Origin of the sequence: Marivivens sp. LCG002 (assembly GCF_030264275.1) — a bacterium.
In the GTDB taxonomy this organism is placed as follows: Bacteria; Pseudomonadota; Alphaproteobacteria; order Rhodobacterales; family Rhodobacteraceae; genus Marivivens.
On the sequence record NZ_CP127165.1, the window covers coordinates 2,435,597 to 2,458,548 of the forward strand.

At 60.8% G+C, this 22,952-nt stretch carries 23 protein-coding genes; 7 read left to right on the forward strand and 16 right to left on the reverse strand.

The features are described from left to right. Positions 1-55 precede the first annotated feature (55 nt). From QQG91_RS11980 to rpsA, 4 genes are all read right to left on the reverse strand, one after another. Positions 56-697 (reverse strand): phosphoribosylanthranilate isomerase, encoded by a 642-nt coding sequence (locus QQG91_RS11980; RefSeq protein ID WP_285770458.1) that lies wholly within the window; start codon positions 695-697, stop codon positions 56-58. After that, a complete protein-coding gene (locus tag QQG91_RS11985; protein WP_285770459.1) occupies positions 698-1,045 on the reverse strand; it encodes a LapA family protein in 348 nt (115 codons plus the stop codon). 9 nt (positions 1,046-1,054) lie between these two features. Then, positions 1,055-1,336: an integration host factor subunit beta gene (gene ihfB / locus QQG91_RS11990; RefSeq protein WP_285770460.1), complete on the reverse strand. Its 282-nt coding sequence runs from the start codon at positions 1,334-1,336 to the stop codon at positions 1,055-1,057. Positions 1,337-1,609: 273 nt separating this feature from the next. Further along, positions 1,610-3,271, reverse strand: coding sequence for a 30S ribosomal protein S1 (gene rpsA, locus QQG91_RS11995; protein WP_285772351.1), 1,662 nt, complete (start codon positions 3,269-3,271; stop codon positions 1,610-1,612). Between the two features lie 16 nt (positions 3,272-3,287). On the opposite strand from rpsA, the gene QQG91_RS12000 reads away from it, so the two are divergent. Beyond that, positions 3,288-3,455, forward strand: a complete 168-nt coding sequence (locus QQG91_RS12000; protein ID WP_285770461.1) for a hypothetical protein — start codon at positions 3,288-3,290, stop codon at positions 3,453-3,455. A gap of 46 nt (positions 3,456-3,501) precedes the next feature. On the opposite strand, the gene QQG91_RS12005 is transcribed toward QQG91_RS12000, so the two are convergent. The 4 genes from QQG91_RS12005 to aroA form a co-directional block, all read right to left on the reverse strand. Then, positions 3,502-3,999 (reverse strand): BLUF domain-containing protein, encoded by a 498-nt coding sequence (locus QQG91_RS12005; RefSeq protein WP_285770462.1) that lies wholly within the window; start codon positions 3,997-3,999, stop codon positions 3,502-3,504. A 74-nt stretch (positions 4,000-4,073) separates the two neighbouring features. After that, positions 4,074-4,679 carry a (d)CMP kinase gene (locus tag QQG91_RS12010; protein ID WP_285770463.1) on the reverse strand — a complete coding sequence of 202 codons (606 nt, stop codon included), beginning with the start codon at positions 4,677-4,679 and terminating at the stop codon, positions 4,074-4,076. After that, positions 4,676-5,086, reverse strand: coding sequence for a GFA family protein (locus tag QQG91_RS12015; RefSeq protein ID WP_285770464.1), 411 nt, complete (start codon positions 5,084-5,086; stop codon positions 4,676-4,678). Before QQG91_RS12015 ends, QQG91_RS12010 begins: the two co-directional genes overlap by 4 nt. Then, on the reverse strand, positions 5,083-6,435 hold the full coding sequence (gene aroA / locus QQG91_RS12020; protein WP_285770465.1) for a 3-phosphoshikimate 1-carboxyvinyltransferase: 1,353 nt from the start codon (positions 6,433-6,435) through the stop codon (positions 5,083-5,085). The genes QQG91_RS12015 and aroA overlap by 4 nt, the downstream gene beginning before the upstream one ends. 220 nt (positions 6,436-6,655) lie before the next feature. Between aroA and QQG91_RS12025 the strand changes: the two genes are divergently transcribed. Continuing rightward, positions 6,656-9,112 carry a beta-glucosidase gene (locus QQG91_RS12025; RefSeq protein WP_285770466.1) on the forward strand — a complete coding sequence of 819 codons (2,457 nt, stop codon included), beginning with the start codon at positions 6,656-6,658 and terminating at the stop codon, positions 9,110-9,112. 51 nt (positions 9,113-9,163) lie between these two features. On the opposite strand, the gene QQG91_RS12030 is transcribed toward QQG91_RS12025, so the two are convergent. From QQG91_RS12030 to QQG91_RS12040, 3 genes are all read right to left on the reverse strand, one after another. Further along, positions 9,164-10,855, reverse strand: coding sequence for a glycoside hydrolase family 3 protein (locus tag QQG91_RS12030; protein ID WP_285770467.1), 1,692 nt, complete (start codon positions 10,853-10,855; stop codon positions 9,164-9,166). A gap of 61 nt (positions 10,856-10,916) precedes the next feature. Continuing rightward, complete coding sequence (locus tag QQG91_RS12035) at positions 10,917-11,669, reverse strand: SDR family NAD(P)-dependent oxidoreductase (protein WP_285770468.1); 753 nt, start codon at positions 11,667-11,669, stop codon at positions 10,917-10,919. A gap of 12 nt (positions 11,670-11,681) precedes the next feature. Next, on the reverse strand, positions 11,682-12,428 hold the full coding sequence (locus QQG91_RS12040; protein ID WP_285770469.1) for an SDR family NAD(P)-dependent oxidoreductase: 747 nt from the start codon (positions 12,426-12,428) through the stop codon (positions 11,682-11,684). Between the two features lie 235 nt (positions 12,429-12,663). Here QQG91_RS12040 and QQG91_RS12045 point away from each other — a divergent pair, with 235 nt between their 5' ends. Further along, complete coding sequence (locus QQG91_RS12045) at positions 12,664-13,602, forward strand: 2-hydroxyacid dehydrogenase (RefSeq protein WP_285770470.1); 939 nt, start codon at positions 12,664-12,666, stop codon at positions 13,600-13,602. Between the two features lie 45 nt (positions 13,603-13,647). Here the strand turns inward: QQG91_RS12045 and denD are convergent, their stop codons facing one another. The 3 genes from denD to QQG91_RS12060 are packed head-to-tail and all read right to left on the reverse strand — an operon-like array spanning position 13,648 to position 17,052. After that, the gene (denD, locus tag QQG91_RS12050; protein ID WP_285770471.1) at positions 13,648-14,616 is read right to left on the reverse strand and encodes a D-erythronate dehydrogenase; all 969 of its coding nucleotides are present in this window, start codon (positions 14,614-14,616) and stop codon (positions 13,648-13,650) included. A gap of 31 nt (positions 14,617-14,647) precedes the next feature. Then, a complete protein-coding gene (locus QQG91_RS12055; RefSeq protein WP_285770472.1) occupies positions 14,648-16,024 on the reverse strand; it encodes an FAD-binding oxidoreductase in 1,377 nt (458 codons plus the stop codon). Then, positions 16,021-17,052, reverse strand: a complete 1,032-nt coding sequence (locus QQG91_RS12060) for an L-idonate 5-dehydrogenase (RefSeq protein ID WP_285770473.1) — start codon at positions 17,050-17,052, stop codon at positions 16,021-16,023. Before QQG91_RS12060 ends, QQG91_RS12055 begins: the two co-directional genes overlap by 4 nt. A 121-nt stretch (positions 17,053-17,173) precedes the next feature. On the opposite strand from QQG91_RS12060, the gene QQG91_RS12065 reads away from it, so the two are divergent. Genes QQG91_RS12065 through QQG91_RS12075 form a run of 3 tightly spaced genes read left to right on the forward strand, consistent with a single transcriptional unit; the run spans position 17,174 to position 19,831 of the window. After that, positions 17,174-17,935 (forward strand): SDR family oxidoreductase, encoded by a 762-nt coding sequence (locus tag QQG91_RS12065; RefSeq protein WP_285770474.1) that lies wholly within the window; start codon positions 17,174-17,176, stop codon positions 17,933-17,935. A 15-nt stretch (positions 17,936-17,950) separates the two neighbouring features. Then, positions 17,951-18,871 (forward strand): NAD(P)-dependent oxidoreductase, encoded by a 921-nt coding sequence (locus QQG91_RS12070; protein WP_285770475.1) that lies wholly within the window; start codon positions 17,951-17,953, stop codon positions 18,869-18,871. Positions 18,872-18,931: 60 nt separating this feature from the next. Beyond that, positions 18,932-19,831: a phytanoyl-CoA dioxygenase family protein gene (locus QQG91_RS12075; RefSeq protein ID WP_285770476.1), complete on the forward strand. Its 900-nt coding sequence runs from the start codon at positions 18,932-18,934 to the stop codon at positions 19,829-19,831. Between the two features lie 2 nt (positions 19,832-19,833). On the opposite strand, the gene QQG91_RS12080 is transcribed toward QQG91_RS12075, so the two are convergent. Together QQG91_RS12080 and QQG91_RS12085 are read right to left on the reverse strand one after the other, a co-directional pair. Continuing rightward, on the reverse strand, positions 19,834-20,535 hold the full coding sequence (locus QQG91_RS12080) for an RraA family protein (RefSeq protein WP_285770477.1): 702 nt from the start codon (positions 20,533-20,535) through the stop codon (positions 19,834-19,836). A gap of 21 nt (positions 20,536-20,556) precedes the next feature. After that, positions 20,557-21,036 carry a hypothetical protein gene (locus tag QQG91_RS12085; RefSeq protein ID WP_285770478.1) on the reverse strand — a complete coding sequence of 160 codons (480 nt, stop codon included), beginning with the start codon at positions 21,034-21,036 and terminating at the stop codon, positions 20,557-20,559. Positions 21,037-21,152: 116 nt separating this feature from the next. On the opposite strand from QQG91_RS12085, the gene QQG91_RS12090 reads away from it, so the two are divergent. Beyond that, positions 21,153-22,934 (forward strand): IlvD/Edd family dehydratase, encoded by a 1,782-nt coding sequence (locus QQG91_RS12090; protein WP_285770479.1) that lies wholly within the window; start codon positions 21,153-21,155, stop codon positions 22,932-22,934. Positions 22,935-22,952: the final 18 nt, after the last annotated feature.

Consider the following 22,952-nt stretch of genomic DNA (forward strand, 5'->3'; position numbering starts at 1 on the left):
CGTGTTGCATTCCAAGTAGCGCTCTGTAGCGGGACGGTAAAGGGGGCGCGGGGCTTTAGGCCTGTGCTGCGGCGATGAAAGCGGCGATTTTTTCAGCGTCTTTGATCCCCGGAGCGGATTCGACACCCGAAGAGACGTCGACCTGACGGGCGCCCGTGACATCGACGGCGGCGGCGACGTTCTCGGGGGTGAGGCCCCCTGCGAGCATCCAAGGGCGGGTCCAGTATTTGCGGCGCACCAGTTTCCAGTCGAAGGCGTGACCGTTGCCACCTGGGATATCCGACGCGACGGGGGCCTTGGCATCGACAAGAAGCTGGTCGGCGACTTGGGAATAGATGTCGATCTGATGTGTGTCCTCGGGGGTGGCGATGCCGAGAGCCTTCATCACGGGGAGACCATAGCGGGCACGGACCTCGGTCACGCGCTCGGGGGGTTCGGAGCCGTGGAGCTGGATCATATCGAGGGGCACGTGCGCGGTGATCTCGTCCAGAAGCGCGTTGTCGGGGTTCACCACCAGCGCCACTTTGGCCACTCCAAGCGGGACCTGAACGGCGAGCATGGCGGCATCGGCCACCGAAATGTTGCGCGGGCTTTTGGGAAAGAACACAAAGCCGACATAGGCGGCCCCTGCTTTGGCGGCGGCCTCGATCCCTGCGCTGTCGCGCAGGCCACAGATTTTCACACGGACGTCAGGCACTTATTTGCTTTCGAGGATCTGGAGGACGTCGTCGCGTCCGTCTCCGTCGCTGTCGCGCAGGCGAGCCATTTCCGCCTTGAGGCGCTTGTTCTCGCGGGCACTGCGGGAGGCTTCGCTCCGATACTGACGCTCGCGGAGCCATTCCCAGAAGAAACCGATCAAAAGACCCAAAGCCACGCCGCCGAAAATCGCCATGAAGAGCGGGATCTGGATATCGGGCGAAATGCCGAGCAGATCGGCAAAGGCCTGCGGCATGGCGCGGAGCGTGACGAGGTCACGATTGGCAAGGCCGACGATAATCAAGACAAGGCCAATCACGGCCCAAAAAGCGTAGCGGATGGTTTTCATAGACTTCTCTTATTCGCCGTTCAGACGGTCGCGAAGAAGCTTGCCGGTTTTGAAAAAGGGCACGTGTTTTTCATCGACGTCAACGGATTCACCCGTACGCGGGTTCCGTCCTGTACGCGAGTCCCTTTTCTTGACCGAGAAGGCGCCAAAGCCGCGAAGCTCTACACGATCGCCATTGGCCATTGCATTGGTGATCTCGTCAAAGATCGTGTTCACGATTTTTTCGACATCGCGCTGATATAGATGCGGATTTTCGTCAGCGATTTTCTGAATCAGTTCCGACCTGATCATGGCCAGCAGTCCCCCCGAAGAGATTATTATGCGTAAGCTCACTTACATTGGGACCAACTATAGCGGCTAAATCCTTTCGGGAAATAGGCTCGTTGTCCTTGGGAGGCGGTTTCGGGCCTAATCGGGACGGTTTTTACATTATTTATGCAGGTGGCGTGACAAATATAACAACCCAGAGACGTGTGCCCGCATCCGAGCCTTGAACGATTCGGCAAAAAAAGAGCTCCGGCGCTTGCACGCCGGAGCCTGTCCAACCCAAAAAGGGTGTGGATATTAGTTGTCGCCCTTGAGGGCTGCGCCGAGGATATCGCCGAGCGAAGCGCCGGAGTCGGACGAACCGTACTGCTCGACTGCTTCTTTTTCTTCTGCGATTTCACGGGCTTTGATCGAGAGACCAAGCTTGCGGGTCTTGGAGTCGATGTTGGTGACGCGAACGTCGACCTTGTCACCTACGCCAAAACGCTCGGGACGCTGGTCAGCGCGGTCGCGCGAGAGGTCCGAACGACGAATGAAGGACTTCATGCCTTCGTATTCGACTTCGATACCACCGTCTTCGATCGCGGTGACTTCAACGGTGATGACCGAACCACGCTTTACGCCGCCAACGGCATCAGCGAAGGGATCGCCATCGAGGTTCTTGATCGAGAGCGAGATACGCTCTTTCTCGACGTCGACCTCGGTGACAACGGCCTTGACCATGTCGCCCTTGCGGTAGTTCTGGATCGCGTCTTCGCCACGCTCGTCCCACGACAGGTCGGAGAGGTGAACCATGCCGTCGATGTCGCCCTGAAGGCCAACGAACAGACCGAATTCGGTGATGTTCTTGACTTCGCCTTCAACCTGCGTGCCCTCGGGATGGGTCTCGGCAAAAACTTCCCACGGGTTGCGCTGGGTCTGCTTGAGGCCGAGCGAAACGCGACGCTTGGTCGAGTCGATCTCGAGAACCATGACTTCCACTTCCTGCGAGGTCGAAACGATCTTGCCGGGGTGGACGTTTTTCTTGGTCCAGGACATTTCGGAGACGTGAACGAGACCTTCAACGCCAGCTTCGAGCTCAACGAATGCACCGTAGTCGGTGATGTTGGTAACGCGGCCGGTGTGGACGGTTTCGGGACGATACTTGGCTTCAACAGCATCCCACGGATCATCCTGCAGCTGCTTCATGCCGAGCGAGATGCGGTGGGTGTCTTTGTTGATCTTGATCACCTGAACCTTGATGGTCTCACCGATGGTGAGGATCTCGGACGGGTGGTTGACGCGGCGCCATGCCATGTCGGTCACGTGGAGAAGACCGTCTACGCCGCCGAGGTCAACGAACGCACCGTATTCGGTGATGTTCTTGACAACGCCGTCAACCGACTGACCTTCGGAGAGATTGCCGATGACTTCAGCGCGCTGTTCTGCACGGGACTCTTCAAGGATTGCACGACGCGAAACAACGATGTTGCCACGACGACGGTCCATCTTGAGGATCTGGAACGGCTGCTTGAGGCCCATGAGCGGACCAGCGTCACGCACCGGACGAACGTCAACCTGCGAGCCCGGAAGGAACGCAACAGCGCCGCCGAGGTCAACAGTGAAGCCGCCTTTGACGCGACCGAAGATCGCACCGTCAACGCGCTCTTCAGCAGCGTAGGCTTTCTCGAGACGATCCCAAGCTTCTTCACGGCGGGCCATCTCGCGCGAGATGACAGCTTCGCCACGAGCGTTTTCAGCAGCGCGAAGGAAGACTTCTACTTCGTCGCCAACCTGGATCGAGGGAGCTTCGCCGGGGTTTGCGAATTCTTTCAGATCAACGCGGCCTTCCATTTTGTAGCCTACGTCGATGATGGCCTGGCCTGCTTCAATCGCGATGACCTTGCCTTTGACAACCGAACCTTCGTCCGGGGTGTCGACTTCGAAGCTTTCGTTAAGGAGGGCTTCGAATTCCTCCATCGTGTTCTTAGCGCACATGCGTCACAGTTTCCTTTTCAGCGTTTATACGGGCCGTGCGGTTGTCTCCGCAGGTCTTTTGGTTACGGGCGTCGAGGACCTCAAAACAAAGAGGGCCGGTTTTGCCGACCCTGCTCTCGATCTTGGTCACAGCTGTTGGGCGCTGCTTCGACTGGCGCGCGTATAGGCCAAGAAGCCCAGATTAGCAAGGGCTTTACGCCCTTTGGTGCCGATCAGCTCCGTGCGGCGGCAAGGCGGCGTTCATAGTCGGCCTCGGACTCGCCTGCCTGTCTTGAAAAGACGAAACCGCCGCCTTTTTCGAGCGCTTCGCCCGCCAGACGGACGAGCGCGTCGAACACCACCTCGGCTTGGGCGCGATCGACGCGAGGAAGATGGTTTTCCTCTATGAAATCAATGCCGTGACGCGCGGGAAAGAAGTGGTCATAGCCCATCGAAAAGCCGCTGAAGGGCGAAGTTGGAGACGCATCATCGTCCAGAAGGATTTCGATCTGGCTGTGGCGCTTGTCCGCAACGACGCGTTCAAGCACCAGATTGATCGCATCAACCTTGCCGTGGAGGGTTTGGACGAACTGGCCATTGGCGCGCCAGAGGTAGCCCGTGACGCCCACGCTCTTGTTATACTGCATGGACGCCTGAAGAATCCCGAGGTCGGACGGGTGGTAGTCTTCATGGAGCGGAATGCTGCGATAGAGGATTTTGCGATAGCCCAACCGACTTCAACTCCAAGCGTCATTCAAAGGGGACGTTTCCCCCTATGTGAGCGCATCGGACCCAGTAAAGTCAATCAGTTATTCATTTTCCGTATCGCTTCGCGGATCAAAGCAGAGGCTTTGGCGACAGCGTCGTCGATGGACATGAAACTGGTGTCGATGATGGTCGCATCATCCGCAGGGATCAGGGGGGCGGTGGCGCGGTCGCTGTCGCGGCGGTCGCGCTCTTTCACTTGAGCGAGCACTTCGGCTTCGTCCCCGCCGACCTCGAGCCAACGACGATGGGCGCGCACCTCGGGCGAGGCGGTCACGAAGAGTTTCACTTCGGCTTGCGGGCAAATGACGGTGCCGATGTCGCGTCCGTCAAGCACGGCGCCGCCCTCTTTGCGGGCAAAGCTGCGCTGGAAATCGACAAGAGCCGCACGCACTTCGGGGATGGCGGCGACGCGGCTGGCGGCCTGACCTGCACCCATTGTGCGCAAACCACCGCGTTCGAGGTCGGAGGGTTTGAGCTCGCGGGCGGCAAGGATGGGGTCCTTGCCCTCGGCCACAAGAGCACCGACGGCGCGGTAAAGAAGACCCGTGTCGAGATGGGCAAAGCCGAAGTCAAAGGCGATGGCCTTGGAAATCGTGCCTTTGCCTGCGGCTGCGGGCCCGTCGATTGCGACCGTAAAACTCATGGGTCCACCATTGTCGTTAGGTTCGGATCGTTCTGCTCCGCTTGTGGCAGATCATCGGTTATTTCGTAATAGGTCCCTTTGTCGCGACAATAGATATGCCCGACAAGGCTCAGCGGCGGATGGCTATCCAGAGTTCCGGGAAGGATGGAGAGATTGCGCCCTGCCCCGTCCCAAAAAAGGTTGGAGCCACAGATACCACAAAAGCCGCGCCGCGCGGTCGGGGAGGAGACATACCAGCTCACTTCGCCCGTGATGGTGACCGCATCACGCAGCGCGGATGTGGCGGCAAGGTAGTGTCCCGTCGTTTTGCGGCACTGGGTGCAATGACAGGCAACGACGGGACGCAGCGGTCCCTGCCCCTCGTAGCGGATCTGACCGCAGAGGCAGGAGCCGCGAAACTCCGTCATTGGGCCGACCGTGTGATGTCCGCGCCCAGATCGGCCATCAGCTTTTCAAAGATCGGGAAAGAGGTCGCGATCGGGCTTCCGTCATCGACGGACATCGGCTTTTCGGTGGCCATGCCCATGACCATGAAGGACATGGCGATGCGGTGATCGAGACGGCTTTCGACCGTGACGCCGCCCGCAAGATTGCCGAAGCCGCGACCTTTGACGATCCACCAATCCTCGCCTTCGTCCACCTCGACCCCTGCGGCGCGAAGGCCTTTGGCCATGGCGTCGATGCGGTCGGATTCCTTGACGCGGAGTTCCTTGACGCCGCGCATGACGGTGTCGCCTTGGGCAAAGGCGGCCACGGCCGAAAGCACGGGGTATTCGTCGATCATGGAGGCCGCACGCTCGGGCGGCACTTCGATGCCCTTGAGGTTAGGGCTGAACTTGGCACGCAGATCGGCAACAGGCTCGCCGCCTTCTTCGCGCAGGTTCTCGTATTGGAGGTCGGCGCCCATTTCGCGCAGCGTGGTAAAGAGCCCCGCGCGGGTCGGGTTGAGGCCGATGTTCGGCACAAGGACATCGGAGCCTTCGGTGATCAGCGCCGCACAGACGGGGAAGGCCGCAGACGAGGGATCACGCGGCACGACGATGGTTTGCGGCTTGAGCTCGGGCTGACCTGTGAGGGTGATCACGCGGCCTTCGGCGGTTTCTTCGACCGTCAGCTCTGCGCCGAAACCGACAAGCATCCGCTCGGTGTGGTCGCGGGTGGCTTCTTTTTCGATGACGACGGTTTTGCCGCGCACGTTGAGGCCCGCAAGAAGAACCGCCGACTTCACCTGAGCCGAAGGCACGGGCGTGGTATAGGTAACTGGCACAGGGTCCGCCGCCCCGACGAGGGTCATCGGGAGACGGCCGCCCTTGCGACCGACGGATTTGGTGCCGAAGAGCGCAAGCGGATCGGTGACGCGGCCCATGGGGCGCGAACAGAGCGAGGCATCGCCCGTGAAGGTCACGGAGATCGGGGTCGTTGCCATGGTGCCCATGATGAGACGCACGCCCGTGCCGGAGTTGCCGCAGTCGATCACGTGGTCAGGTTCGGAAAAGCCGCCGACGCCGACGCCGTGCACCGACCAATTGCCGCCGCCGTGATTGATCACCTCTGCCCCGAAGGAGCGCATCGCCTTGGCGGTGTCGAGCACATCCTCGCCTTCGAGCAGGCCCGAGATTTTCGTCTCGCCCACGGCCATGGCACCAAGGATCAGCGAGCGGTGCGAGATCGACTTGTCCCCCGGGACATTGGCCTCGCCCTTGAGGGGGCCACATTTGCGGGATGTCATGGGAATCGGGGTGCCGTGACCGGACATGGGCAATCTCCTAAAGCTTCGGCACGCGTCATACCGCGTTAGGCTGTTAGCGTCCATCACCCAAAGCGCAAAAAACGGCCATGGTTTGCAGGGATTGTGCACGGTCTACGTAATTCGACGTAAACGATTACGGCGACCCTCGACGCCGCTTGGTTCAGGCGCTAACACTGTGCGCAATTTTCAGGGCGGCGCGCCCGTTTCGACCCATTGGAGGACTGAGATGTCGGTATATCCCGCAACGCCCGAGGCTGACCGTCAGGTCGATCAGCTGACCCTTGAGGAACAGATCAGCCTTATGGCGGGCAAGGATTTCTGGAACGTCGGTTCCATTGATCGGCTCGGGATCGGCTGTCTTCGGGTGACGGATGGCCCCAACGGGGCACGCGGGAGCCATTTCGTCGGCGGTGCGCGCTCTGCGGCGTTTCCCGTCGGGATCGCGATCGGGGCGACGTGGAACCCCGAGTTGATCGAGAAGATCGGCGCGGCGCTTGCGCTCGAGACGCGGGACAAGGGGGCCTCGACCCTTTTGGCTCCGACGATCAACATCCAGCGCGGGCCGCTCAACGGGCGGAACTTTGAGTGCTATTCCGAGGACCCTATCCTGACCGCCGAACTTGCGATTGCCTATGTGCGCGGACTTCAGGCCAATGGCGTGGCGGCGACGCTCAAGCATTTTGCCGCGAACGAGAGCGAAATCCGCCGCACGGTGAATTCGTCGGATGTGGACGAGCGGACGCTGCGCGAGCTTTACCTTGTGCCGTTCGAGCGGGCGATCAAAGAGGCGGGGTCTTGGGCGATCATGTCGTCCTATAACAAGATCAACGGGACCTATGCCGCCGACAACCAATGGCTTTTGACCAAGGTTCTGCGCGAGGACTGGGGCTTTGAAGGGCTTTCGATGTCGGACTGGTTCGGGCTTCGCTCGACGGTCGAAGGCGCGAATTCGGGCCTGAGCCTTGAAATGCCGGGGCCTGCGATTTCGCGCGGCGAGAAGCTTTTGAAGGCGGTTCAGGAGGGGCTTGTGCCTGCGGAGCTTGTCCGCGCGGCGGCTTTGAACGTGCTGCGGCTCCTTGAGCGGACGGGCGATCTTCATAATATGGCCGAGCGGGTCGAGGTCGAGAACGAGCGGGCCAGCACCCGCGCCATCATCCGCGAAGCAGGTGTCCAGTCCGCCGTTCTTCTCAAGAACGAAGGCGGGGTTCTTCCTGTGGCGCCCGATGCAACGATTGCGATGGTCGGCCCCAATGCCAATGCGCCGCGCGCAATGGGGGGCGGTTCGGCACAGCTCAACGCCTATCGTCAGGTGTCGGCCTTTGCGGGGATGGTGGAGGCGCTGGGGGAAAACCGCGTCAGCTTTGCCCAAGGCGTGACCAACACCCGTTTCCAGCCGAACCTGAACGGCACATTCACCCGCGAATGGTTCACCAATGACAGCCTGAGCGGCGAACCAGTGCTTGTCGATACGCTGGAGCAGTTCCAATACTTCTTTATGGACGCGCCCGAGGGCATTGATCCGACGAACCATTCGTGCCGCGTGCGCGGAGCGTTCAAGGCCGATCAGGCGGGTACATGGCGCTTCGGGATGAATTGCACCGGCAAGGGTCGTCTGTTCCTCAATGGGGAAGAGGTGATCGAGGCTTGGGACACTTGGGTGCGCGGCTCGACCTTCTTTGAAGAGGGCTGTGATCCGATCGAGCATGACATCGCGCTTCACGAGGGGGAGGAAGTCGAGGTCACCTTTGAGTTCGCGACCAAGCCGACATTCGATCTCCACTTCCATGCCTATCAGGTGGGTGTGGACCGCGTTCTTGGCGAAAAGGAAATCGCCGAGGCGGTCGAGCTTGCCGCCGCGGCCGATGTGGCTGTGGTGTGCGTCGGGCGGTCGGCGGAATGGGACACCGAGGGCTGGGATCTCCCTAATATGACGCTTCCCGGACACCAGAACGCATTGGTCGAAGCGGTTGCGGCAAAGGCGAAAAAGACCGTGGTGCTTCTCCAGACGGGCGGCCCCGTCGAGATGCCTTGGCTCGATCAGGTCGATGCCGTGCTTCAGTGCTGGTATGCGGGGCAAGAGGCAGGACATGCGATTGCCGATGTCATCACAGGCGCACGCACGCCGGGCGGGAAGCTGCCGCAGAGTTTCCCTGTGACGCTTGAGGATGCGCCGACGTTCAACGGCACGGATGACGGGGTCTATCCCGGTCTCAATGGCCGCGTGGAATATCGCGAAAAGCTCGAAATCGGCTATCGCCACCATGCCAAGACGGGGATCAAGCCGCTGTTCCCCTTCGGCTTTGGGCTGAGCTATACCAGCTTTGCGCTTGGCACGCCCGAGGTGGCTGTCGGGGCGGATGGTGTCGGCACGGTCAAGGTTGCCGTGACCAACACGGGCGACCGCGAGGGGAGCGAGGTTGTCCAGCTCTATGTCGCGCCCAAGGCTGCGCCCGTGGATCGCCCGATTGCAGAGCTCAAGGCCTTCAAAAAGGTGATCCTTGCGGCGGGCGCTTCTGCTCAGGCCGAGATGTCCCTCAAGCCGCGTGATTTTGCCTATTTCGATGTCGAAGGCCAGAAGTGGGTCGTCGCCGAAGGGGACTATGAGCTTTGGATCGGCACATCGGCCGAGGATATCACCGCCCGCGCAACGGTGCAGATCGCAGCACAAGAGCTGGCGGTGTGACCCGACCGACACGGCAAGAAAAAGCCCCGCTCTTTGGCGGGGCTTTTTGTTTCAAAGCACGGCGTCCTCTTGCCCGCAGAAGGGATCAACAGGGCTTGCCCGATTGAAGGGCCGATCCCCCATCATGCAATCGAGCGCCGCCTTTTGCATCTCATCCGAGGTACAATAGGCGTTGATGACCGCAGGCATGCGCGGGGCGTCATAGAGGTAATAGGGGAAGCCGAAGGAGACGAGCGCGGTCGGGGTCGCGGGCCAACTGCGCTTCATCGAGAAGCGGAAATCGCCCATGAGCCGCGCCCAATCAAGGAAGATGTGGCTTCGGGTCAGGAGCGTTTCTTCGGCCATCACATAAAGCACAAGGTCGAAGGTCTCGGGCGCGTAGGGCGTGCCTTTTTCATAGACCGTCACGTCGAAGCCGCGGGCACGCATCATATCGGGGAGTGCCAGCGGGATCGGCTGGGGATGGATCGGCGAGGCAATGCCCGTGGTCAAGATCAGCACCCGCTTGTGGCTTTCGGGCGTGATCGGGAAGAGGTCGTTCACATCCTTGACCAAGGTGGGCGCACGGGCAAAGGCCTCGTCCGCGATGGCGAGGGACTCTGGCGTTGCCAGAGCCTTGAGCCGTTCGGCAACAGGCTTGCGTTCGGCGCGGTGCAGCTTGAGCGCGGCCTTGAGACCGAGGACACGGATCAGGGCGTCGTTGATGCGGTCGTGGCTGAGGCTCCCGTCGGCAAGGGCGGCTTTGATCGCTTCGATATCGGCGAGCATATCGCCCGTGAAAAGCACGATGTCACAGCCTGCGCGGAGCATCTGGACCTTGGCGTCGCGGGGGTCCATCACCGACGTTGCCCCTGCCATTTCTGAAGCGTCCGAAATGATGAGACCGTTGAAGCCGAGCTCTTCGCGGAGAAGCTTTTGCGTCAGAATGGGCGAGAGGGAGGCAGGGCAATAGGCCTCTTCCAAACTTGCATCGGGTTTGACCGCGCGCACATAGGCGGGCAGCGCGATATGCGCGGACATCACCGAGAGAACGCCGCGGTCGATGCCGTCGCGGTAGAGCCGCCCGAAGGTGGCGTTCCAGTCCTCGACCGAGAGCGGATTGACGGTGGTGACGAGATGCTGATCGCGGTCGTCGTAGCCTTCTCCCGGCCAATGCTTGAGACAGGCGGCGATACCTTTGTCCTGAAGCACGTCGACTTGGGTCATAGCGTGACGGGCGATGCGGTCGGGGTCCGAGCCGAACCCGCGCGTGGCGACGATGGCCGAACGGAAGGCGGCGTTGATGTCCACGACGGGCGTAAAGGACCAGTTGGCACCCACGGCCAATGCCTCGTCCGCGAGGACGCCATAAACGCGGCGGGTGAGGTCGGTGTCATCAACGGCGGCAAGCGCGAGAGGGTTCGGAACCTGTGCGCCGAAGGTGAAGGACATCCGCGAGCCTTCGAGATCGGCAGAAACGAACATCGGGATATCGGCCTGATCCTGAAGCGTGTCGAGAAGGGTCATTTCCTCTTCTGCGGAGGAGGCGAAGAAACGGGTGACACCGCCCGGACGCAGACGCTTGATCTCGTCGGCCCAGAGGTGGGCGGGACCATGAAGCCCGATGATGAAAAGCTGTGCTAATTTGACATCAAGATCGGATTGAAGGCTTGAATATGTGTTTTTGACCCATTCAAGCGAGGCAGCGTTAAGATGGAACGGAGCCTTGGACAAATGGTCCATCGGGGGAAAATCGGGTGTCATATTATCCTCTTTCCAAGAGCGGCCTGATGACCGCTCCTGTTCTATTGCACGAAGCTTAGGCTCAAACGCGGAGCGCGGGAAGCCCTACGCCCGTGCTTTCGAAACCACCGTCGCTGGCGATGATCTGGCCCGTGACATAGGAGGCTTTGTCCGAGCAGAGGAAGCAGATCACATCGGCAATCTCGCGTTCGGTGCCATAGCGGTTGAGCGGGATAGCGTCGTGATAGGCCGCGATGATCTCGGGGCTGTGGACCGCAATCGAGAGCTTGGTTTTGACGGGACCCGGACAGACGCAATTCGCGCGGATGCCGTATTCGCCAAGCTCGGCGGCCTGTTGTTTGGTGAGTTGGATCACGGCGGCCTTGGAGGTGCCATAGGCCACACGAAGGGTCGAGGCACGCAGGCCCGAAATGGACCCGATGTTCACGATCGCGCCTTTGGTGTCCTTGAGCGCAGGCGTGGCCGCTTGGGACACGAGGAAGACGCCATCGAGGTTGGTGTCCATGATGCGGCGCCAACGCTCGAAGGTGGTGCCTTCGATGGGGCCGAAATCGGCTACGCCCGCGTTGTTCACCACAGCGTCGATGCGACCGAATTCGGCGAGGACGGCGGCGATCATCGCCTCCACCTGCTCGGGGATCGAGACGTCGCAGATGAAGGGCTTGGCCTCTGAGAGACCCGCGGCGGCGGCATGAAGCTCGTCCGCGTCGCGGTCGATCATGGCGACCTTCCAGCCCTCTTCAATGAAAATCTTGGTGGCGGAGAGGCCGATGCCACGGGCCGCGCCTGTGACGAGTGCTACTTTTTGGGTCATGAAATCCTCGGGTTAATAGGTGGCTCTGCCGCCCGAGAGGTCAAAGACCGCCCCAGTGGCAAAGGAATTCGCTTTGGTGCACAGCCAAGTGATCATCTCGGCGGCCTCGTCGGTTTCAAGGAACCGTGCGCGGGGGATTTTCGAGAGCATGAAGTCGATATGCTCTTGGCTCATCTGGTCGAAAATGGCGGTTCGGGCAGCGGCAGGGGTCACGCAGTTGACCGCGATGTCCTGACCCGCGTGCTCTTTTCCGAGCGACTTGGTGAGGGCGATGACGCCTGCTTTGGACGCGGAGTAAGGGCCTGCGCCCGGATTGCCTTCTTTACCTGCGACGGAGGCGATGTTGACGACACGGCCATAGCCGCCGTTCACCATATGCGGCAGGATCGCCTTGCAGGTGTTGAAGATGCCCGTGAGGTTGATGTCGATGATCGCTTGCCAATCCTCGGCGGGATAATCGGTGATCTTGTGGTTGGGGCCTGCGATGCCTGCGCTGGCGACGAGAACGTCGATGCGGCCAAGCTCGGACGCGGTGCGGTTCGCCGTGGCGGTGACTTGGGCCAGATCGCGCACATCAAGGGCATAAGCAAAGGCGTCGGGGCCCAGCGCGGCGGCGGTCCGTTCAGCCAGAGCGGCGTCACGGTCCCAGATCGCGACTTTGGCCCCAGAGGCGAGCATACGTTCGGCAACGGCGCGTCCGATCCCTTGGGCACCGCCCGTGATAACGGCGACTTGGCCGTTCAGATCGTAGACATTCATCGTGTTCTCCCCCTCAGGACACCGTGCAGCCTAGGGGCGCGAGACGCGGGAAAAAATCAAGCTCTCCTAAGCACTTCTGCAATCGTGCCTAAAGAAACTCCTGCCCTTGCTCTTGCGCCTTTGGTCAAGCCGTGTAGGTTTCACGCCAGATGGTATACCAAATTTGACTCGGCACAATGGCGATAATCGCCTATGGATGACGAGCAAGCCCACTGCGAACCTTGGAGGCGTTACTATGTCCGCGACCCTTGCCATCGGCTCTTATGCCGAAAACGATCTCAGCGCTCTTAGGGCGGAATTCGATCCCGTCTTTATCGCGGGGCCTGCCGATCTTGTGGGGCTTTCCGAAGCGGTCCGCAAAGGGATCAAGGCCGTGACCTATAAGGGACATGCCCCCTTTGGCGCGGCAGAGATGGATTTGCTCCCGAACCTCGGGATCGTTGCGAATTTCGGTGTGGGTTATGATGCGATCGACGTGACTGCAGCCGATGCACGCGGGATCAAGGTCACGAATACGCCTGACGTCCTGAATGACGATGTGGCCGATCTTGCTGTTGCGATGCTCCTCATGCAGATGCGCGAGATGGAACATGCCTCGGCTTGGGCGCGGTCGGGGAACTGGAAATCCAAGGGGGAATACCGCCTGAACCGAAAAGCCTCGGGGAGCACGGTCGGCATCGTCGGGCTTGGCCGTATAGGGCGCGAGATTGCGGATCGACTGGCGGCCTTCAAGATGGACCTGCACTATTACGCCCGCAGCGAAAAAGAGACGCCGGGTTGGACATATCACTCTGATCCTGTCGCGCTTGCAAAGGCGGTTGATGTGCTCGTCATCGCTCTGGTCGGCGGGGCGAGCACCGAGAAGTTCGTCACCAAAGAGATGATCGAAGCGCTTGGTCCGCGCGGGGTCATCGTGAATATTTCGCGCGGCACGACCATTGATGAAGCCGCGCTTCTCGATGCGCTCGAGCAAGGCAAGATCGCGGGGGCGGCGCTTGATGTGTTCCTGAACGAGCCGAACATCGACCCGCGGTTCTATGAGCTTCCCAACGTTGTGATCCAGCCGCACCAAGGTTCGGGCACCGTGGAAACCCGCGCCGCTATGGGTCAGCTTCAGCGGGACAATGTGGCGGCCTTCCACGCGGGCAAGCCGCTTTTGACGGCGGTCAACTAAGACACCGACCCAAAAGAAAAGCCCCCGATGTCGGGGGCTTTTTTATCAGGCTTGGGGTTTGTCGTCTTCGAGGTAGTAACGGATGTTGTCCTCGAAGCTTTCGTCCGCCGTGAGACCGAGCTTGAGCGCCTTTTCGGGGCGAAGATCGAAGCGCCAGCCTTTGACGATTTCCTTGATCTCGGGCTGCGCGTCCCAGCGGATCAGCTTGGCCGGCTCGGGGCCTGCGACGGCGGTCATCGCGTCGACAAGCTGACGGATCGACCACATGCGACCCGGCATCATCATGCAGCGGTTCATGCCCAGATCTTCGGCGGGGATCTCTGCGGCTTTGATCAGGTTCTCGACGCATTTGCGCGGCGAGAGGTAATAGTGGAGGTAATCGTCGTCCACGGGACAAACGGCCTCTTGGCCGTTAAGCGGCTCGCGCAGGATCGAGGACATAAAGGACGAGGCCGCACGGTTGGGCTTGCCCGGACGGACGGAAATCGTCGGGAGACGGAAGCCGCGCCCATCCACAAAGCCCTTGCGCGAGAAGTCGTTGATGAGCAATTCGCCGATGGCCTTTTGCGCGCCGTACGAGGTCTGGGGGTTGAGGAACGTGTGGTCGATGATCGGATCGGGGACCTCGCCGCCATAGACCGCGATGGACGAGGTAAAGACGACGACGGGCTTGGTTCCAAGCTCGCGGCAGCGGTTGAGCACATTGAGGGTGCCCATCATGTTGATCGCATAGCCCGCGTCGAAATCCTGTTCCGCATGGGCCGAGACGATGGCGGCCAGAAGGTAGATGACGTTGGTCTCTGCCGTCACAGCCTTGGCCACGGATGCGGCGTCCGAGATGTCACAAGTCGTGGTCTCGATCGCAAAAGGCGCACCCTCGATCATCGCGGGATCGACGACATCGGCGAGGGTGATTTTGGAAATCGCCTGACCGCGCAGGGTGCCGCGTTCGGTCAATTTGCGGGCCAGTTTCTGGCCGACGACACCGCCGCCGCCGATGATGAGAATATTCATGTGGTCCTCCTGACGCGGAACGCGTCTCCTCCTAGGTTTCGGGCGGCAGAAGCTTGCCCGGATTCAATATGTTATTCGGATCGAACGCCTTTTTGATCGCGCGCATATAGGCGATGGCGGGGCCGTGTTCGATGTCCATGAACTTCTGCTTGCCAAGCCCGATGCCATGCTCGCCGCTCACCGTTCCGCCAAGGCGCAGCGCGGTCATGGCGAGCGCTTTGGTGAACTGCTCGGCCCGTTCCATTTCGTCGGGATCGGTCGGATCGACGCTGATACCTGCGTGGAAGTTCCCGTCGCCCACATGGCCCACAATCGTGCTTGTGAGGCCCAGATCGACCGCGTCTTTCTGGGCCTGAAGCACCGCTTCGGCGAGTTTCGAGATCGGAACGCAAACGTCCGTCGGCCAAAGGTGCTTGCCCTTGCCGAGCGCAGCAGAGGCGTAATGCGCCTTGTGACGCATGGCCCAGAGCGCGTTGCGATCCTCGGTCGTGTCGGCGGTTTTCCAGCCTGTCGCGCCGAATTCGGTAGCAATTTCGCCGAAGGTCGCGGCCTGTTCGGCAACGCCCGCAGGGGTGCCGTGGAATTCGGCAAAGATATGCGGCACCTCGGGGAGACCCGCATCGGCGTAGACGTTGAAACCTTTGACCATCATGTCGTCCAAAAGCTCGATCCGCGCCATGGGGAGACCCGACTGGATCGTCATAATGACGCAATTGACCGCATCCTCGACGCTCTCGAAACGGCAGGTGGCCGAGGAAATCGCCTCGGGGATGCCTTGGAGTTTGAGCGTCAGTTCGGTGATGATCCCGAGCGTGCCTTCGGAGCCGATCAGAAGGTGCGTGAGATCATAGCCCGTCGAGGATTTGCGCGCCTCGGTGCCGGTGCGGATGATCGTGCCGTCGGCCATGACCGCCTCGAGAGCGAGGATGTTTTCACGCATCGTGCCATAGCGCACGGCGGTGGTGCCCGACGCACGGGTGGCGGTCATGCCGCCGATAGAAGCATCGGCCCCCGGATCGACGGGGAACATAAGGCCCGTGGCGCGAAGGTCGGCGTTGAGGGCCAGACGGGTGATGCCAGGTTGGACGACGGCCAAGAGATCCTCGGGCGAGACGCGCAGGATGCGGTTCATCCGCGACATGTCCAGACAGATGCCGCCTTGGGTATTGAGGTGCTGGCCTTCTAGCGATGAGGCCGCGCCATAGGCGACGATGGGGCAGCCTTCGTCATTGCAGATTTTGACGATGGCCGAGACGTCCTCGGTCGTTTCGGGAAAGGCAACGGCATCGGGCGGCGTATGCGGATAATAGGTTTCGTTCTGGCCATGCTGGTCTAGCACGGCTCGGGACGTGCTCAGGCGATCCCCGAGACGTTCCGAAATCGCCGCGATGGCTGACGCGATGCTCATGCGAATTCCAATTGCACTTTCATCGCTTGCGAACGGTCGGAGGCCACGGCAAAGGCGGCCTCGTAATCCGCAAGGGCAAAGCTGTGGGTGACGAGCGGTTTTACGTCGATCAGGCCCTGCTGCATCATGCGGACGGCAACGGCGAATTCCTCGTGGAAGCGGAAAGAGCCGACGAGTTCCAGTTCCTTGGCGGTGATCATCACCATCGGAAGGGACATGTCGTTGGAGAGGCCGAGCTGAACAATGCGGCCACGGGGACGAAGGGTCGCCATGCCGCCGCGAAGGGCAGGTTCGACGCCCGACGCTTCGAACATCACGTCGATGGTGCCTTTGCCGGCGGTATAGGGAGCAAGGCCCTCGGGGTCCTTGAGCGTGTTGATCACGACATCGGCGCCAGCGGCCTTGGCAAAGGGGATCACGCCGTCAGAGACATCGGTGGCGATGATCTCGCCCGCACCCGCGCGGCGGGCGGCGAGAATGCACAAGAGACCGATGGGACCGCAGCCCGTCACGAGGACGCGGCGGCCAAGGAGTTCACCCGCGCGGCGCGCCCCGTGGAGGGCAACGGCAAGGGGTTCGGCCATCGCCGCTTCGGCCGCGCTGATCCCGTCGGCCTTGACGCATTGCGAGGCCATGGCGGTGAGGGTTTCGCGAAACGCCCCCTGAATATGGGGAAACGGCATCGCCGAGCCGTAGAACCGCATGTTGAGGCATTGATTGGGAAGACCGCGATGGCATTCCTCGCAGTTCCCGCAGGGACGCGAGGGCGAGACGGCGACAAGGTCGCCTTCCTTGAGATTTGTGACACCCTCGCCGATGGCGGAAACGACGCCCGACACCTCGTGCCCGAGGATCATGGGTTCGCGGATACGGATCGCATTGATGCCGCCGTGATTGAAGTAATGAAGGTCGGAGCCACAGATTCCACCCCGTGCCAAAGTCACCTGAACTTCGCCTGCGGCGGGGGCCTCGGTCTCGATTTCGGTGAGGCGAAGGTCATGCTTGCCGTGGACGTAGAGCGCTTTCATTATAGGGTCCCCTCCCCTTTGGACCCTTACGCTTGCAATGGTCCGAAAATGGTATACCATTTTATCAAGGCGGGTTTGAGAGGGATTGTCAACTCTTGCGCGCATAGCTTTTGGAGGTTCCATGAAATTGTTCGATCTGACCGGCCGCACGGCGCTTGTGACCGGTTCTTCGATGGGTATCGGCTTTGCTCTGGCCCAAGGTTTGGCCGAGGCAGGCGCGAAAATCGTGCTCAATGCGCGGGATGCGGCGCGGCTCGGGGAGGCGGCGGATCGGCTTCGGGCCAAGGGCGCCGAGGTTGACAAGCTTGTCTTTGACGTGACGGATGCGGCATCCGTGCAAGAGGCCGTCAATGCCTATGAAACCGCAAAGGGGCAGATCGACATTCTGGTGAATAACGCGGGGATGCAGCACCGCACGCCCCTAGAGGATTTCCCCGTCGAAGCCTTTGACCGTTTGATGCGGACCAACGTCAATTCGGCGTTCTATGTGGGTCAGGCGGTTGCGCGGCACATGATCAAACGCGGGGCGGGACGGATCATCAATATCGCGTCGGTGCAAAGCCAACTCGCCCGTCCTGCGATTGCACCTTATACCGCGTCCAAGGGGGCGATTACCAATCTGACCAAAGGGATGGCGACCGACTGGGCCAAATACGGGCTCAACTGTAATGCCATTGCGCCCGGGTATTTCGACACGCCGCTCAATGCGGCGCTCGTCGCGGATGCGGATTTTAGCGCATGGCTCGAAAAGCGCACCCCCGCAGGGCGCTGGGGCAAGGTCGAAGAGCTTGTCGGGGCTTGTATCTTCCTTGCCTCCGATGCGTCGAGTTTCGTCAACGGTCACACATTGTTTGTCGATGGCGGGATCACCGCCAGCCTTTAAGAGGAGGAGAAAGGCATGGGAGGAAAACCGGTAATCGGCTTTATCGGCGTCGGTTTCATGGGTCACGGGATGGCCAAGAACATCGTGCAAAAGGGCTATCCGCTCTGGATCAAGGGCAACCGCAACCGCGAGCCGATCGAGAGCCTTGTCGGGATGGGGGCAAAGGAAGCCGCTTCGGCCAAGGAGATGGCGGAGCAGTGCGACATCATCCATATCTGTCTGTCCAATTCGCCTCAGGTCGAAGCGATCGTGCGGGGGCCGGACGGGATTTTGGCGGGCGCGCGCAAGGGGCTGATCGTGATCGACACGACCACGGCCGATCCGACCTCGACCATGGCGCTTGCCGCCGAGATGGCCGAACACGGGGTCACTCTGGTCGATGCGCCGCTGGGCCGCACGCCCAAAGAGGCAGAGGCAGGCACGCTCGACGCGATGGTCGGCGCGGATGACGCGACCTTTGCCAAGGTGCTCCCCGTGATCCAGTGCTGGGCGGGGAACATCAACCATCTCGGCCCGACGGGCAGCGGGCACAAGATGAAGCTCATCATGAACTTTATCGCGATGGGCTACGGCGCTCTTTATGCCGAAGCCACGGTTCTGGCCGCCAAGGTCGGCGTGTCGCCGAACAAGGTGCGCGATGTGATCGGGTCGAGCCGTCTGAACAACGGGTTCTTCGAGACCTTTATGAAATACACCGTGGATCGGGATCGGGACGCGCATAAGTTCACCATCGCCAATGCCTCGAAGGATGTGCGCTATGTGAATGCGATGGCGGCGGATGCTTGCGTGACGTCGGTGATGGCAAGCGCGGTGCGGCAATACTATGTCCACGCCGAAGCGACGGGCCACGGCGGGGACTATGTCCCGATGGTCGGGGACCACATCGCGCGGCTCAATGGCCTCGATATGGAAGAAGAGGTCAAAAAGGGACGCTGAATTGGAGGCGCGGGCAGAGGAGCCCGCGCCTTTTTCATATGCGCGGCGGGAGGGCGCGACATGCTGACGAGCGAGCAAAAGGAATTCTACGAAACGAACGGCTATCTCATGGTCGAAAACGTGGTGACGCCCGACGAGTTGGCCAAACTGCGCGAGATTACGGCCGCTTTGATCGAGGCATCACGGAGCGTGACCGAGAGCAACGAGGTTTATGATCTCGACCGTGGACATAGCGCGGAAACTCCGCGTCTTACCCGCATCAAGATCCCGCATAAGCGCGACCCCTATTTCTGGGAGCTTTTGCGCAATTCGGGGATCACCGAGGTTCTCAACGATTTGCTCGGACCCGACACGACCATCCTGACGTCCAAGCTCAATACCAAGGCACCGGGTGGCGGGGCGGCGGTGGAGTGGCATCAGGACTGGATGTTCTATCCGCACACGAACGACGATCTTCTGGCGTTCGGGCTCATGCTTGAGGATGTGGACGAGGACAACGGGCCGCTCATGGTGGTGCCCGGAACGCATAGGGGGCCGCTTCTCGATCACCGTGCGAACGGCGTTTTTGCAGGGGCGATCGATCCCGATGATCCCTTGTTCGAGAAGGACAAGATCGTCACGCTTACGGGCAAGGCAGGAAGCATGACGGTGCACCATTCGCGGCTTCTTCACGGGTCGGCGCCGAATGTGAGCGACCGCCCGAGGTTCATTCTTTTCTATGAATGCGCCAAGGCGGATGCCTGGCCGATCCTTGGGGCGTCGAGCTATTTCCATGCGCTCGGGCAGCGCAAATTCTGGGAGGATGTTCAGGACCGCACGATCACGGGCAAGCCATGCCTGACGCCGCGGCTTAAAGAGGTGCCTGTCGAGATGCCCTTGCCGCCCGCGCCCGACAACTCTTCGATCTTCAAGACCCAAGAGTCGGCAGGGGCGAAAAGCGCGTTCAACAGGATGATGTAGGCCTAGTCGTCCAGCATCACGGCGCGGCCATCGGAGAGCATCTCTTCGATGGCGGCCATGGTGCAAAAGCCCGATTTGACTTTGGCTTCGAGCGCCTCTTCGAGCGCTTTGACCTCGGCAAGCTTGGCGATCACATGGTCGATCTTGGCAAAGGGCACCACGACGACGCCGTTCACATCGGCTACGATCAGATCGCCGCTTTCGATGCGCACACCGCCGACCACCGCGCCGAAGCCGACCCAAGCGGGACCCGTGGCATAGGGCGAATTGGGGCTGAGGCCCGTGCACCATGCAGGAAGACCGACCTCGACGATGCCGTCATAGTCGCGCATCTCGCCATCGGTGACGAAACCCGCCGCACCTTTGTTCTTGAGCATGCCCATGAATTGATCGCCCGAAGCGGAACAGTTCTTGTGACCATGCACGGCGGCGACCACGATGTCGCCCGCCTCGAGCATATGGAGCGCGCCCATTGTGCCGAGAATTCCTGCGGGGCCGTTGTCGGCAACGATTGCGGGGCCGACTGCATGACATTTGATATCGCGCCCATCACCGATGGCTTTGATCTCGCTCGAAAGCGCGCCCTGCCCGTCCATCGCATCGCAGACAAAGCCCGTCGGGACATCGCGAAAGGCGTCGATCTGGGCTTTGGTCGGCCTTGGGAAGCTTTTGCGGAGGGTAAGCTGGCGCGGTTCTTGGATCATGTCCGTCTCCTTGGGGGATGCTTAGTTCAGGGCGTTCAGGCGCATGAGAATCGCGATGTAGACATTGCCGACCGAGGTGGACTGGCACCCCGCTTTGTAAAAGGCGATCACTTCCGCAGGCAGGTCCGAGGCGGCAACGGCAAGCTCTTCTGTGCGATCACAGGCCTGAAGCGCGCCGAGCAGATCGTATTTGGCGTTGATCTGGAGTTTGACAAAATCGCCCTCGGGGATCGCGGATGCGGCTGCGGCCATTTCCTGACCGATGGCGGCGGACCATGCGTCCTTGGTTTGTGTGTAACACAAGTGCGCGGCGTTCATCGCTTCGGCGGGAAATTCGGCGCAGTCGGATTGAGCGGCTTCGACGCAAGAGAGCTGTTCACCGCTTGCCGATGTCTCCGCGAAACAGGACTTTACCGCCGCGATGTCGATCTCGGCAAAGGCGGGTGCGGCCACGATCAGGCACAGCGCAGCGCCAAAGGCCGCGCGTTTGCATTTCAACATCCAACTTCCTCCCTTGGGCGATGATTGCCCTTGCATTTGGTATACCAAATTGGAATTGTGTCACAAGTCTCCTGAACACAGAGGAGTGTGTTCGGCACATCATTAGGAGGATTCTGATGTCTGACACCCGCGCGAACAAGCGGTTCCGCTCGCAAGAATGGTTCGATAACCCGAACAATCCGGGCATGACCGCGCTTTATATCGAGCGTTACCAAAACCAGACCTATTCGCGCGAAGAGCTTCAGAGCGAGCGGCCGATCATCGGGATTGCGCAGACAGGAAGCGACATTGCCCCCTGCAACAAGATCCACGTCTTCCTTATGGATCGGATCAAAGCGGGTATCCGTGAGGCGGGCGGCATTCCGATGGAATTCCCCGTGCATCCCATTCAGGAAACGGGCAAGCGTCCGACCGCTGCTTTGGACCGCAACCTTGCCTATCTCAGCCTTGTGGAAGTGCTTCACGGTTATCCCATCGACGGCGTTGTCCTGACCACGGGATGTGACAAGACCACGCCCGCGATGCTCATGGGGGCGGCGACGGTGGATATCCCCGCCATCGCACTCAACGGCGGCCCGATGCTCGACGGCTGGTGGAAGGGCAAGCGCGCAGGCTCGGGCACCATCGTCTGGGAAAGCCGCCGCCTCCTTGCCGAGGGCGAGATCGATTACGACGAATTCATCAGCCGCGTCTGTTCCTCGGCCCCGTCTCTGGGTCACTGCAACACAATGGGCACGGCAAGCACGATGAACGCGATGGCCGAAGCTTTGGGCATGTCGCTGACGGGGAACTCGGCGATCCCTGCCCCGTTCCGCGAGCGCATGACCATGGCTTACGAGACAGGCAAGCGGATCGTGCAGATGGTTTACGAGGACCTCAAGCCTTCAGACATCATGACGCGCGAAGCCTTCGAGAACGCCATCGTCGTGAACGCGGCCATCGGCGGTTCGACCAACGCCCCGCCCCATCTTCAGGCGGTGGCACGTCACATCGGGGTCGAGCTGAACGTCAAGGACTGGGAGACCGTCGGGTTCGATGTGCCGCTCTTGGTGAATATGCAGCCTGCGGGCGAATACCTTGGCGAGAGCTTTTTCCGCGCGGGCGGCGTGCCTGCGGTGATGGGCGAACTACGCAAGGCGGGGCGCATCCATGACGGCGCGATGACCGCGACGGGCAAAACCATGGGCGAGAACCTTGAAGGCTGGGAAAGCGAGGACATCGACGTCATCAAAACCTATGCCGAACCGATGCGCAAAAACGCTGGCTTCAAGGTTCTGTCGGGCAATCTCTTTGACTCGGCTCTGATGAAAACCTCGGTGATCTCGAAGGACTTTCAGGAGCGGTTCCTTTCGACACCAGGCGCCGAGGGCACGTTCCGCGCACGGGCTGTCGTCTTTGAAGGGCCCGAGGATTATCACGACCGCATCAATGATCCCTCGCTCGGGATCGACGAAAAGACGATCCTTTTCATTCGCGGCGTGGGCTGTGTCGGCTATCCCGGCTCGGCCGAAGTGGTGAACATGCAGCCGCCGGATGCGATCATCAAACAGGGGATCAAGCATCTTCCCACGGTGGGGGATGGACGCCAGTCAGGCACATCGGAAAGCCCGTCGATCCTCAATGCCTCGCCCGAGAGCGTCGTCGGCGGGGGTCTGGCTTACCTCAAGACGGGCGACATGGTGCTTTTGGACCTGAACACCTCGACCATGAACGCAGAAGTGCCCGAGGACGAGTGGCAGGCGCGGATCGATGCTTGGACGCCGCCCGAAATCCGCCACCAGACTCCGTGGCAAGAGATTTACCGCACCCACGTGGGTCAGCTTTCGGATGGTGGCTGTCTCGAACTTGCGACCGCATACCAGAAAGTCGGACGTGATCTTCCGCGTGACAACCACTGACCCTGAAAGGACTTTGAT